The sequence below is a fragment of the Bacillus sp. X1(2014) genome (genome assembly GCF_007678255.1).
Genome location: NZ_VEED01000003.1, coordinates 55,539 through 67,404, shown reverse-complemented (window position 1 = coordinate 67,404; position 11,866 = coordinate 55,539). Strand labels below are relative to the sequence as shown.

Annotated in this window: 14 protein-coding genes and 1 riboswitch; of the genes, 3 read left to right on the top strand and 11 right to left on the bottom strand. The window is 38.0% G+C overall.

The window, feature by feature from the left end:
- Positions 1 to 10 precede the first annotated feature (10 nt).
- Entirely contained in the window at positions 11 to 532 is a 522-nt protein-coding gene (locus tag FS608_RS07805) for a hemerythrin domain-containing protein (protein ID WP_260871624.1), read from the bottom strand.
- Between the two features lie 222 nt (positions 533 to 754).
- Between FS608_RS07805 and FS608_RS07800 the strand changes: the two genes are divergently transcribed.
- Positions 755 to 1,102, top strand: coding sequence for a hypothetical protein (locus FS608_RS07800; protein WP_144548710.1), 348 nt, complete (start codon positions 755 to 757; stop codon positions 1,100 to 1,102).
- 135 nt (positions 1,103 to 1,237) lie between these two features.
- On the opposite strand, the gene FS608_RS07795 is transcribed toward FS608_RS07800, so the two are convergent.
- Genes FS608_RS07795 through FS608_RS07780 form a run of 4 tightly spaced genes read right to left on the bottom strand, consistent with a single transcriptional unit; the run spans position 1,238 to position 4,701 of the window.
- Positions 1,238 to 1,522: a ferredoxin family protein gene (locus FS608_RS07795; RefSeq protein ID WP_066252392.1), complete on the bottom strand. Its 285-nt coding sequence runs from the start codon at positions 1,520 to 1,522 to the stop codon at positions 1,238 to 1,240.
- Entirely contained in the window at positions 1,522 to 2,817 is a 1,296-nt protein-coding gene (locus FS608_RS07790) for an FAD-dependent oxidoreductase (RefSeq protein WP_144548709.1), read from the bottom strand. The genes FS608_RS07795 and FS608_RS07790 overlap by 1 nt, the downstream gene beginning before the upstream one ends.
- On the bottom strand, positions 2,810 to 3,841 hold the full coding sequence (locus FS608_RS07785) for an electron transfer flavoprotein subunit alpha/FixB family protein (RefSeq protein ID WP_144548708.1): 1,032 nt from the start codon (positions 3,839 to 3,841) through the stop codon (positions 2,810 to 2,812). The genes FS608_RS07790 and FS608_RS07785 overlap by 8 nt, the downstream gene beginning before the upstream one ends.
- A 35-nt stretch (positions 3,842 to 3,876) precedes the next feature.
- Positions 3,877 to 4,701: an electron transfer flavoprotein subunit beta/FixA family protein gene (locus tag FS608_RS07780; protein WP_144548707.1), complete on the bottom strand. Its 825-nt coding sequence runs from the start codon at positions 4,699 to 4,701 to the stop codon at positions 3,877 to 3,879.
- 407 nt (positions 4,702 to 5,108) lie between these two features.
- Between FS608_RS07780 and FS608_RS07775 the strand changes: the two genes are divergently transcribed.
- Positions 5,109 to 5,843, top strand: coding sequence for a ZIP family metal transporter (locus FS608_RS07775; RefSeq protein WP_144548706.1), 735 nt, complete (start codon positions 5,109 to 5,111; stop codon positions 5,841 to 5,843).
- Between the two features lie 46 nt (positions 5,844 to 5,889).
- On the opposite strand, the gene FS608_RS07770 is transcribed toward FS608_RS07775, so the two are convergent.
- The 6 genes from FS608_RS07770 to FS608_RS07745 all read right to left on the bottom strand — a co-directional run bounded on the left by FS608_RS07770 (position 5,890) and on the right by FS608_RS07745 (position 10,920).
- Positions 5,890 to 6,132: an aspartyl-phosphate phosphatase Spo0E family protein gene (locus FS608_RS07770; protein ID WP_144548705.1), complete on the bottom strand. Its 243-nt coding sequence runs from the start codon at positions 6,130 to 6,132 to the stop codon at positions 5,890 to 5,892.
- A 276-nt stretch (positions 6,133 to 6,408) separates the two neighbouring features.
- On the bottom strand, positions 6,409 to 6,939 hold the full coding sequence (locus FS608_RS07765) for a 1,2-dihydroxy-3-keto-5-methylthiopentene dioxygenase (RefSeq protein WP_144548704.1): 531 nt from the start codon (positions 6,937 to 6,939) through the stop codon (positions 6,409 to 6,411).
- A 40-nt stretch (positions 6,940 to 6,979) separates the two neighbouring features.
- Complete coding sequence (locus FS608_RS07760) at positions 6,980 to 7,600, bottom strand: methylthioribulose 1-phosphate dehydratase (protein WP_395947663.1); 621 nt, start codon at positions 7,598 to 7,600, stop codon at positions 6,980 to 6,982.
- Positions 7,594 to 8,268: a 2-hydroxy-3-keto-5-methylthiopentenyl-1-phosphate phosphatase gene (locus FS608_RS07755; RefSeq protein WP_144548702.1), complete on the bottom strand. Its 675-nt coding sequence runs from the start codon at positions 8,266 to 8,268 to the stop codon at positions 7,594 to 7,596. Before FS608_RS07755 ends, FS608_RS07760 begins: the two co-directional genes overlap by 7 nt.
- Positions 8,265 to 9,476 (bottom strand): 2,3-diketo-5-methylthiopentyl-1-phosphate enolase, encoded by a 1,212-nt coding sequence (mtnW, locus tag FS608_RS07750; protein WP_144548701.1) that lies wholly within the window; start codon positions 9,474 to 9,476, stop codon positions 8,265 to 8,267. The genes FS608_RS07755 and mtnW overlap by 4 nt, the downstream gene beginning before the upstream one ends.
- Positions 9,477 to 9,549: 73 nt before the next feature.
- A riboswitch (SAM riboswitch) is annotated at positions 9,550 to 9,660 on the bottom strand.
- A 75-nt stretch (positions 9,661 to 9,735) separates the two neighbouring features.
- Positions 9,736 to 10,920, bottom strand: a complete 1,185-nt coding sequence (locus FS608_RS07745; RefSeq protein ID WP_144548700.1) for a pyridoxal phosphate-dependent aminotransferase — start codon at positions 10,918 to 10,920, stop codon at positions 9,736 to 9,738.
- Positions 10,921 to 11,044: 124 nt separating this feature from the next.
- On the opposite strand from FS608_RS07745, the gene FS608_RS07740 reads away from it, so the two are divergent.
- Positions 11,045 to 11,830 (top strand): carbon-nitrogen family hydrolase, encoded by a 786-nt coding sequence (locus FS608_RS07740; protein WP_144548699.1) that lies wholly within the window; start codon positions 11,045 to 11,047, stop codon positions 11,828 to 11,830.
- The last annotated feature ends 36 nt before the right edge of the window (positions 11,831 to 11,866 follow it).

The following is an 11,866-nucleotide window of genomic DNA, read 5'->3' as shown; positions in this document are numbered from 1 at the left end:
GCCCATCCTTTTATATTTCCTGGATTTTTTGATATAATTCTTCCTTTTGCTCGTCGGTAAGCATTCTTTCCGCCATTGGGAATAAAACATTTTCCTCTTTGGAGAAATGCTCTGTTAAGATAAAGTAAGCACTTTGAACTAGTTGTGCTGCTTTTTTCTTTTCCTCAATAGACCTCGGTTTATTTTCTGCATTCCTAAGAAATTCTCCAATTTTGGATTTAGCTTGGTCATGCTCATACTCCATTACAGCAATAGGTCCTGAAGTTGTACCGATATAAACACCCATCATCGGAAAAAGAACACCTTCTTCTCTTTCAGAATGGGGGTCTAATGCCGCCTTAAATTCTTTTACACTTGTAATTAATGCTGAGAAATTAGTCTCGATATCTATTTCTTGGTCAATTTTTTGTGTTAACTCGTACATGTCATCTAGTTGCTTTAATAACGGTGAGTGTTCACCTTTTAATTGCTTAAGTCCTTTACTTAGTTCAGCTTGGGGCATGCCTCCAAACCCACTCATACAGCCACTCATCAACAATCACCTCTATCACTTTTATTGGTACAAGTATAAAATCAACCAGTAGTTAATGTAGTGACTTTGCTCACATTTATACAAAATTGTGAATGAATGAAAGAAATTTTGTCAGTTTAATGAAAACTTGCCAATTTTTTTTAAAATTTTAACATTTATCACACAAAAAAAGATTAATTGTTTCATATAATAGAGGTAGACCATAAAAGGGAGGGAAAAGATATGAAAACCCCAAATTATCACGATTTTTATCAAAAGGCACTAATCCCCATTGGTGTAAATGACCAAATTGCCTTACAGGAATCCAGTGCAAACAATGCGAACTCACCTTCAACCCATTGGCTGATTGCCGTAGAAGGGGTTCAACTCCCACAAACAAAAATATATTTTCATTGGAAAGTAAGTATATACCCTGCTGATTGTGAAGGAGACTTCAATTGGAAAAAGCCATATTATTGTTCTACGAATATGGAGTTAATTGATCATGCAAACGCATTTGCATCGTCTCTCGTTTCAGCCGGCAAAAACGATCGACTTTCTTCAGCAACGCTTCTAGAGAAAATAAGCTAACCCCTAAAAATATTACCTTCTGCTTCACCTTCTTTTTACTCTCATTTGTGAAATAACCCACATATAGTTAAAATTAAAAATCTACATAAAAAAGGTGCTGTCTGCAATTGCAGACAGCACTTTTTAATTTGAAACTTAGGCTAACCTAAATACAATTCCATGTCCGCCTTTAGGGTATTCCCATTTAATATTTTGATACGGACAGCCAATCCGGCAGCTTCCGCATTCATGACAGCCCTCATAGCCTACCTGCATTCGTGTTCCTTCCCACTTATAAACCTCAGCAGGGCAAAATACTGTACAAATCTTATCGGGACATTTTGTCATGCAGACGTCATGATCCAGTACGGTCAAATGAGATTTTGTATCACATTTAAAACGGAGGAGATACTGTTTTTCCTCGATATTTTTCGTTGACATTATTTCACCGCCTTCCAAGCACGATAAATATCTTGTATCACACGGATGGTTCCACGTTCTGAGGTCACACTCTTCATGATTTGTTTTTGTTTTTCCCGCTTCGGTGTTCCATCGACCGTAAAGAATTTGCTCATGGCTTTATTCATCATTGGAACATATTCATTAAAATATTGCGGATACTTCTCAAAGATATGTGCAGCATCCTTATATTTCTCTAAATCTTTCATTATGAAACTACTATTTAGTGCATCACGATAGCTATTTAAGCTTGATTCACTAAAATCCCCACGACTATGTGCCTGGACAACAGCTTCTGCAGCCATTTTTCCAGATGCCATCGCCATGTTCGAACCTTCACGATGAATCGCATTGACTAGCTGTGCTGCATCTCCAACGACAATAACTCCATTTCCAGCCACTTTAGGAACCGAACGGTAGCCCCCTTCTGGTATGAGATGGGCAAGATATTCGGCGGATTCTCCCCCTGCCAGGATTGGTTTTACCATAGGGTGAGTTTTTAAGTAGTCTAGGAGCTCATATGGCTTTATTTTCGCTTTAATCATACTCGATAGTGTTGTTCCCACCCCAATATTTAAGCTTTCTTTATTGGTGTACACAAACGCTGTACCGAGGTTGCCTTTTGTTGAATCACCAAAAATTTCAATCGTACACCCTTGATTATCTTCCAAATTAAATCGGTCATTTATTTTTTCTTTTGGTAAATTAATCACTTCCATTACGGTTAAAGCAACTTCATCTGGTCTAAATTCTTTATGGAAGCCCAACTGTTTTGAAAGGAGCGAGTTAACCCCATCTGCAAGCACGACGACATCCGCATATACATCACCATTTGGACGATCGGTACGAACTCCAACGACTTTACCGTTTTCAACAATACATTCAGTTACAACTGTTTCATTTATAAGGAGTGCACCAGCATCAACTGCCTTTTTGGCAAACCATTGGTCAAACTGTGCGCGTAAGACTGTAAAATTATTATATGGTTCTACACCCCATTCGAGACCTTTATAACCAAATTGAACAACAGATTCTTTATCCATCATCCAAAAACGTTGTTCAATCACTGGTCGTTCCAGAGGTGCTTCCTTCCAAAATTCAGGAACTAATTCTTCCATTTGCTTACGGTACAATACCCCGCCCATTACGTTTTTAGCCCCTGGGTATTCCCCTCTTTCAATTAGTAAAACGTTTAGTCCACTTTTTGCACAGGTAAGGGCACATGAAGTACCTGCTGGGCCAGCACCAACGACAATCACATCAAATTTTTCAGACATAACTCATTTCACCGCCCTTTACAGATCTAAGTTGCTTAAATTGTTCGATTAATCTTGGAAGGATTTCCAAGGCATCTCCAACGATTCCATATGTCGCAACATCAAAAATTGGCGCATTTGGATCTTTGTTAATCGCGATAATTAAATCAGAATTTTTCATACCAACAACGTGCTGAATGGCTCCAGATAAGGCAACGGCAAAATAAATTTTTGGAGTAACTGTTTCACCTGTTTGACCAATTTGAAGGTGATGTGGCAGCCAGCCAGCTTCAACAACATCACGTGTACCACCAACGGTTGCTCCAATTGTTTCTGCAAATTCATACAGAAGCTGGAAGTTTTGCAAATCCCCCATTCCTTTTCCTCCACAGACGATGACATGGGCATCAGCTAAATTGACTTTATTTGTTACGTCATTCACAATTTGTAATACCTTTGTACGCATATCTTCTTCTTGAAGTGATATTTTTTCCTCAATGATTTTGCCTGTTCTCCCTGAATCTGGTTCTAATGCCTTCATTACCTTTGGTCTCACCGTTGCCATTTGCGGTCGATGTTTTTTACAAAGGATAGTTGCCATAATATTACCGCCAAAGGCAGGTCTGCTTGCTTCTAGCAATCTATTAGCAATATCCACGTCTAGCATGGTTGTATCTGCCGTTAAACCTGTATTTAAATCTGTAGCTACGGCACTTGCTAAATCTTTCCCGTTGGGTGTTGCACCGTAAAGGATTATCTCTGGTTTGTATGTTTCAGCAAGGAGCATTACGCCCTTCATATATGATTCTGTACGATAATTCTTTAAAACAGGATGATCAACCATATACACAATATCTGCACCATAAGAAATAATTTTATTCCCTAATGGTTTTATTTCATGACCAAGTAAAAAGCCAGCTAATGGAACTTGTAATTTATCCGCTAACTTTCTTCCGGCACCAAGTAATTCTAGAGAAACACCTTCGACCTTCCCATCATTTTGTTCAATAAATACCCAGACTCCCCGAAAATCGTCTAGATTCATGTTAAATTCCCCCCTTGACAAAAGATTGTTCTATATTAATTAGATGTCTGGATTGTTAATAGTTCCTTCTTCTCCATCAAAAGGTCCATAAGCTGCTTGACCTGCTCATCTGCAGCACCTTCTAGTCTTTTACCACCTTCAGGACGAGGCGGCGTAAACATTTTCCCCACAATTGTTGGTGAACCTTTTAGTCCGAGCTGCGAGCGTTCAACATTTTCAAAGTCACTTACTGCCCAAATAATGGGTTCATACCTTGCTGCTTGAACCATATTGGGCATTGGTGAATACTCAATCTCATTAATTTCTTTTTCAACGGTTAATAAGCAAGGTAGTTCCGATTGAATCAATTCATAGCCGTTTGTTAATTTTCGTTTTATCAGTACTGTCTTTTCTTTCTGATTGACTTCTGTCACTTCAATTACATTGGTTATTGGCGGGATATCCATTCTTCTTGCGATTCCAGGCCCAACTTGTCCTGTATCACCATCAATTGCATGCTTTCCACAAATAATCATATCTACCGGGTGTTCTTTATTGATTTTTTCTAATGCTTTCGAAAGAGCGTAACTAGTTGCCAGAGTATCTGCTCCTGCAAAGGCACGGTCTGAAATTAGATATCCTTTATCTGCACCTATTTCTACACTCTTTTTAATGATATCAGTCGCTTGCGGCGGACCCATTGATAAAACGGAAATGGTACCCCCAGTTCTTTCCCTGATTGTTACCGCCTCCTGAACAGCGTGGGCATCGTAAGGGTTCAAGATGGCAGGTGCACTGCGGCGGTCGAGTGTGTTCGTTTTTGGGTTGATTTTAATAATTTTTGTATCGGGTACTTGTTTGACACATACGACAATATGCATGTAGGAATTTCCCTCCTCCATATGATCTCTAGATTTAGTGAAAGCGTTTGCTCCCTTATGGTTGAAAAATGCTTTTATTAACGATATATGTATCGCAACAGAAGCATAGTACCAAACAATGATAGATTTCTTATTTTCTTACTGAATTTTACTTAAACTAGTGATGATTAAAAGACTTCAAACAAATCTTTATGCCGTTTCTAAGAGGTAGAATTAAAAGTATTAACAATTTGAAGTTATGACAAGTTGTGGTAAGATATGTAGTTAATCGTGATGTAAATATTTGATAAATAGTACTAATATAACTATATGAAATATTTAGATATAAACAATGATAAAAATCACAGGTCATGTCTAATTTTGTAGATGTCTGGATTAGGATTATTGGATAAGGAAGGAATTATGTGATGACTGAGGTTATTTTTGGCAGTGTACTTTCGGCGCTATCTACAGGAGCAGGTGCACTAATCATTCTATTTATTCAACATTCTATTACACATCGTTGGAAGGATGTTTTATTAGCTTTTAGTGCTGGTATTATGATGGCAGCTTCTACGATAGGTTTAATCCCAGAGGCATTGAAATACGGTGGATTTGCATCCCTTTTTGTAGGAATCTGTCTAGGAGTTTGGACGCTGACTCTATTAGAAAAAAATATCCCTCATATTGACTTACAGCATAACAAAACTGGAATTCAATTTGACGAGAAAGCCCTTTTAATTATTTCTGCGATTACTCTGCATAATATTCCTGAAGGATTGTCAGTTGGCGTCAGTTACGCATCGGAGCAGGGCGATACAGGAAATCTTATCGCTTTGGCAATTGGATTTCAAAATGCACCAGAAGGCCTTCTTGTCGCATTATTTTTAATTAATCAGCGGATAGGTAAGTGGAAGGCCTTCATTATAGCGACATTAACGGGAGCCATTGAAATCGTTACATCATTATTAGGATATTTTTTGACATCATATGTACAAGGTCTTGTACCATATGGGCTTTCTTTTGCAGCCGGAGCTATGTTATTTATTATTTATAAGGAATTGATACCCGAAAGCCATGGAGACGGAAATGAGCGGGTGTCCACCTATGCATTTATCATGGGACTGCTTGTCATGGTGTACATTATTGATATTTTTTCATAGGATTTCATTTAACGGGGCCTATTCGAGATGGTTTTTTGCATTGTTATTAAATCAATATTTTAGGCCAAATCATAATCATCTGTTTAAAAGCAAGCTTGATTTCATCATTTGGCCTCGAGGATCCTTCCATGGCCTTTTGATATTCGTTTATTAATTCATCCAGCTCTTGACTATATTTTATAGTTACTTCACTCGTAAACCCAAGAGAGTTGGCACTATTAATCATTAGCTGCCTTTTTTCCTTTATCTCTTCAATCATTTCATTATGGTTATTACAATACTCGTACATGATTTTTTGTTTCCCCCTACCTATTACCCAATTACTGTAAATCACTAAAATTTAGACTACTTGATGAATTATGACAAGAATTTTGATAAAAGTAAACACATTCGCAAAAGTAGACAAAACATCCTATTTCTTTCGTTTTTCGACAAATTCTTCGTTAAACATATCGGTTTTACGACAAAATTCTTCGTATTTCTTCAAATCCTTTTTTCATCAAACTAATAAGATATTCACGAAAAAACTGGCTGCAGATAACTACAGCCAGTTCTTTCACTACTATTATTGAACTTCTAACTTGTCGTAAATCGGAACCCAGCCTTCGGTTGTTACAAATATCCTTACTGCGACAACTTTTCTGTCTTCTTCTAAGGTAAAATAGTGTCTTGTATTTTCAGGGACAGAGATCAAGTCACCAGGATTTAGATGTACCTCAAAGAACTCATCATCTTTGCCTTGAATGACAAATACACCGTGGCCACTGACAATAAAACGAACTTCATCATCTGTATGATGATGTTCATTTTTAAAATTTGTCAGCAAGACATCCAAATTCGGAGTATTTTCTGACAATGAAATCACATCCTGAGCTTTGTAACCCCTTCTAGCAGAGATATCAGCGATTTCTTCAGAAAAAACACTTAGAATTTCTTCTTTTTCTCCCTCGCTCAAAAGATACTTTTCTACCAGAGCACTTGGAAGCTTGCTAATATCCCAATTTTCATAAATAACTTCTTGAGATTCAAGGAAACTTGCAACCTCTTCTTGAACATTTATTTGCACTTCTTTGTTTTGAAATGTAATATATGCCATTTTACATTCTTCCTTTCCATTATTAGTTGGTTTGACTACTTTAAATAATTTGGTATGGTTTATGTTCTAATAACCGTAACTGATACCGAAATAAAAACTCAGAAGCTTCAAGAATTTTTTTCGCTTCAAATGCAGTTTTCCCCCATACCGTGATTCCATGGTTACGAATTAAAACAGCCCCCGTATCCCCAGATATTTGTTCAGAAAATTTAGCAGCCAGAGTCGGTATATGTGCATAATTGTGAATGATCGGTATTTTTAAGGTTGCATCCTCTTCCCACAAATCAAATGCTTTGATTAATTCTTGTCCTTTAAACGTGACCTCACCCTGATCACCATATATTTCTGAAATAACATTATTATCAATTGTATGAACATGAAGACTGCAGCCAGCATTCGTTTTTCGATAAATTTCAACATGAAGCAGTGTCTCTGCTGAGGGTTTTAAATGTGTTTGTTCGACAGGGTGACCAAACTCATCAACAAGTAAAAAATCTTCATCTGTACGTTTCCGCTTATCCTTACCACTCGCTGTTACCAAAAAATGAAGTGGATGATCACTAACTTTTATCGCTAGATTACCGCTCGTACCCATAAACCAGTCTCGATTTGCAAGTTCATCTTTTACATCTGCTAATTCATTCCATCTTTCCTTTAACATTTTAATTCCCCCACCTCAATTCTTTTTTTAATTTCCTCGATACATTCGAAGAACGTACTAAATCCTCGATGATTAATGCCCCATTCCTCACATTTCTCCTGCAGTAAATCTCTTGCTAACACAAAATCAGCATGCTTCGCTGCCTCAAGATCTGTAACCGAATCTCCTATGACAATCTTGAACTTGTCGTTTTCATGGGTTAGCTTTCGAATAATGCTCGGCTTACAGCAGCCACAATTATTGTCACATAATGAATCGCATTCATTCGGCCAAAGAATTTTAATTCTCTCACCCGAAAAATCAGATTCGTTACAATAAATACCAGCAAATGGTCCAAATTTCTCTAATACCGGATAAACAAAAAAGTCAATCCCACCGCTAACAATATATAAAGGAATCTCTTCTTTTTGCGCAAATTCTACAAATTCTTTAAATCCCGGCCGAATTTTTGCATGCTCAATCGCAAACGCAGTTAACTCTTTCTCCAATTGACTAGGTAATAAAGAGAATAATTTTCCTACTCCCTCATTAATGGAGATTTGGCAAGTGAGAATTTGATCCTTAATGTTTTCCCATCCCTGAGGAGCAAATTCTTCCATCATTTTGATAATATTATCACTTTCCGTTACGGTTCCATCAAAATCACAAAAGATTACAGGTTTGGTCATACTGTTACCTCTGCATTTCCCCATAGCTTTAGTGCTAGTTTAAGTTCAGGATACATTTCAGCCCCTTCAGCCAATAAATTGCCTTGGAGTTTAGTTTCAATCGCTTGTCGGAATGCAAGACCGCCGCCACGGGCACCGCCTGGATGTCCATGTACTCCACCGCCTGCATTAATAACCGAATCAATACCAAAATCACCTATTAACAATGGAACCAAGCCAGGATGAATTCCAGCCGATGGCACTGGGAAAGACTTTTTAAAACTGTCCTCACTAGTTAATTCATTAGCAATCGACAGTGCTTTCGTTTTTTCTAATGCAACTGTCCCATACGGCGATGGGAACAATGACAAATCAGCACCTGCATATCGAAGCAGTTTCCCAAGTAATAAGGAATGGGATACTCCATATACGGGTGATGATGCAAATGCACCACTGAAAGCAGGATGTGCCATTAGCGGTAATGCAATTTCATCATCTTCTCTTAATTCCTGCAGCACATCTAATCCATAGGAAAAAACATTGAATAATAAGAGATCTGCTCCAAGTTCAGCAGCCTTTCTTGCTTTTTCTTTCAGCTGCGAAGTTCTGCCAGTTAGGTTTACAGCATATAAAGTGCGGTGTCCTGTTTGGTCATTCACTTCTTGCAGCGCTTTTTTTCCTTCAACAATTCTTTTTTCAAATGGTGTTAATTCATTTTCAAACAGGATTTCATCATCCTTTACCAAATCAACACCACCAAGGGCTTGTTGTTTTAACTGTTCGACTAAAAAATTAATGTCTTTCCCGAGCACGCCTTTAAAGATACTCATTAATAATGGTCGATTATTAACGTTTAATTTATCCCTCAGTCCATCAATCCCAAATCTTGGACCAGGGAACTGCCTTTTTAGTCCTTCATCAAATTCCAAATCAAGTAATTTTATTTCGCCATCCAATGAAAGTTTACCAAAAACGGTAGTTATGATAGCGGGGAGGTCATTAGAAAAATTTATCGATGGATAGGCAATTTTGATTACTGCTTGATCTTCTGTTTCTGAGGGATTCGATTCAACCGATACGACTCTTCCTTTATGTTTACGCAATTGATTTTGTTCTAATTCAGGTAGATTCGTCCAGGATCCAACTGTTAAACCTAGGGCAATTTCCTCTGCCTTCTTTGATGGTTTCTTTTCGTTATTTAGTAGATATGTAGCAATAATTTCAGTCATTAAAAAACACTTCCTTTTAATCAAACATAAAAAACCTCTTCGACAAAGAAGAGGTTAGCCGCAAACTAACATCTTCTCATCTATCAGCCTTGTTGCTGCAAGAATTAGCACCGTGCTTAAACTTTAGTTTAAGTCGGTTGCCGGGCTTCATTGGGCTTTTCCCTCCGCCTGCTCTTGATAAGAAAACGATTCGTATTTTATTCAGTTATTAATGTGTGTTTAACTTTAATTTGCATTATCGCAAGAAAAAAATAAAATGTCAATCAATTAAACTGAATATTTCTAAACGACTAATTCTTTCGACGGCTTCTGCTAATCGTTCTTCTGTTGAAAGTAGTCCCACCCGGACATACCCCTCTCCGAATTCACCAAATCCAATTCCAGGTGCAACCATAATATGTGCCTGTTCAAGGAGAATATTAGCAAATTCCGTAGAGGAAAATCCTTCAGGAACCTTAAGCCAGGCAAAGAAGGATCCCCTTGGTGCGCTGACATTCCAACCCAATGAACGAAGCCCATTAATCAATACATTCCTTCTTCGCTCATACAACTCGTTTAATTCCTCTACACAATCTTGAGGTCCCGTTAATGCCTCTGCAGCAGCCTCTTGAACGGCTCCAAATAAACTGACATACAAATGGTCCTGTAAAAGTTCAATAGCAGAAACGACGCTCGCATTCCCAATCGCAAAACCAACACGCCAGCCTGCCATATTATAGGTTTTTGATAATGTATAAATTTCAATTCCAACTTCCTTTGCACCTTGAGCCTGTAAAAAACTCACCGGTTTCTTACCATCAAATCCAATGGCACCATAGGCAAAATCATGGACTATACAAATATCATGTTCACTCGCCAGTTTGATTGTTTCTTCAAAAAATTCATGAGTCGCTACCGCACCAGTGGGATTATTAGGATAATTGAGGAACATTAATTTTGCTCTATCTAAAATATCCCCATTCAACTCACTATAATCCGGTAGAAAATTATTTTCCTCCCTTAGCGGCATTGTAACCATTTCGGCCTTTGCAAGTGCAACACCTGACAAATAATCCGGATAGCCGGGATCGGGTACGAGGATGGTATCGCCAGGATTCAACAAACACTGGGGGATTTCCACAAGTCCCGCTTTACCGCCAAACAGAATAGCCACCTCTTTATCTGGATCAATGGGTACTCCATATTCTCTAAAATAAAAATCTGCTGCTGCTTGTTTTAAATACTGGTGCCCTTGAAAGGGGGAATATTTGTGATTTAATGGATTCACCGCGGCTTCCTGAAGTTTAGCTACGATATGTGCCGGTGTTGGCTGATCTGGGTTTCCTTGCCCCAAATTAATCACATCATACCCCTGTGAAATATATTCCCCGACTTTTTTAACGAGTGAAGCAAAAAACTGCTTAGGAAGACTGTTTAAAAGTTCTGATGTTGGAAATTGCTTCATGGTTCTCACCTGCTTTAATAATTTATAAAAGTTATTCTATTGTTAAATTCTAGTCACAAATGATATAACTTTTATAACAGCTTGTAAAGAAAAAATTCCGAAAGTTCAAACGAGGTGAAGATTCGTGAAATTAAAAATTTCATGTTTACAAATGGATATCGCCTTTGGTGATCCCAATAAAAACTATCAATCTGCTGAAAGACTCATTGAAAAGGCTGTTGCTGGGCAGCCCGATATCATTGTTCTACCAGAACTATGGACTACAGGGTATGACTTAACTCGTCTTAATGAAATTTCTGATATTCATGCTAGTAAGACAATAGATTTCCTTCAAAAGGCCGCAAAAAGATACCAAGTGAATTTTGTTGGCGGATCTGTAGCTAACCGCGAAGATAACGGTATAAAAAATACTTTGCTCATCGTCAATAAGGAGGGTAAACTCGTTCACCGGTATAGTAAACTTCACCTGTTTAAGCTAATGGATGAGCATGTTTATTTAGAATCAGGATCTCAAAAAGGACTTTTTGAAATAGAAAATAATAAATTTGCCGGGACCATTTGTTATGACATTCGCTTTCCTGAGTGGATTCGTTCACATACATCAGAAGGTGCTGAGGCACTGTTTGTAGTTGCCGAATGGCCAGCGCAGCGATTGTCTCATTGGAGAGCCCTTTTAATTGCCAGAGCCATTGAAAATCAATGTTACGTCATCGCTTGTAACCGTTCCGGTCATGATCCTAATAACCAGTTCGCTGGGCATTCCTTAATTATCGACCCGTGGGGAGAGGTGATCGCGGAAGCTGGAGAAAGCGAAGAAATTTTATCAGCAGATATTGAGATGGATTTAGTCAAAGAGATCCGCAGACAGATCCCTATTTTCACAGATAGAAAACCAGAATACTATAATTAATTTTCAAAAAATATTGACAACATTATTTTTTTGCTG

Excerpts from the sequence above, each read along its gene's own strand:
- FS608_RS07745 (WP_144548700.1), bottom strand. The coding sequence starts at position 10,920 with ATGAAGCAATTTCCAACATCAGAACTTTTAAACAGTCTTCCTAAGCAG.
- FS608_RS07760 (WP_395947663.1), bottom strand. The coding sequence starts at position 7,600 with ATGTTAAAGGAAAGATGGAATGAATTAGCAGATGTAAAAGATGAACTT.
- FS608_RS07780 (WP_144548707.1), bottom strand. The coding sequence starts at position 4,701 with ATGCATATTGTCGTATGTGTCAAACAAGTACCCGATACAAAAATTATT.
- FS608_RS07805 (WP_260871624.1), bottom strand. The coding sequence starts at position 532 with ATGAGTGGCTGTATGAGTGGGTTTGGAGGCATGCCCCAAGCTGAACTA.
- FS608_RS07765 (WP_144548704.1), bottom strand. The coding sequence starts at position 6,939 with ATGGCATATATTACATTTCAAAACAAAGAAGTGCAAATAAATGTTCAA.
- FS608_RS07790 (WP_144548709.1), bottom strand. The coding sequence starts at position 2,817 with ATGTCTGAAAAATTTGATGTGATTGTCGTTGGTGCTGGCCCAGCAGGT.
- FS608_RS07800 (WP_144548710.1), top strand. The coding sequence starts at position 755 with ATGAAAACCCCAAATTATCACGATTTTTATCAAAAGGCACTAATCCCC.
- FS608_RS07785 (WP_144548708.1), bottom strand. The coding sequence starts at position 3,841 with ATGAATCTAGACGATTTTCGGGGAGTCTGGGTATTTATTGAACAAAAT.
- FS608_RS07775 (WP_144548706.1), top strand. The coding sequence starts at position 5,109 with ATGACTGAGGTTATTTTTGGCAGTGTACTTTCGGCGCTATCTACAGGA.
- mtnW (WP_144548701.1), bottom strand. The coding sequence starts at position 9,476 with ATGACTGAAATTATTGCTACATATCTACTAAATAACGAAAAGAAACCA.
- FS608_RS07755 (WP_144548702.1), bottom strand. The coding sequence starts at position 8,268 with ATGACCAAACCTGTAATCTTTTGTGATTTTGATGGAACCGTAACGGAA.
- FS608_RS07770 (WP_144548705.1), bottom strand. The coding sequence starts at position 6,132 with ATGTACGAGTATTGTAATAACCATAATGAAATGATTGAAGAGATAAAG.
- FS608_RS07795 (WP_066252392.1), bottom strand. The coding sequence starts at position 1,522 with ATGTCAACGAAAAATATCGAGGAAAAACAGTATCTCCTCCGTTTTAAA.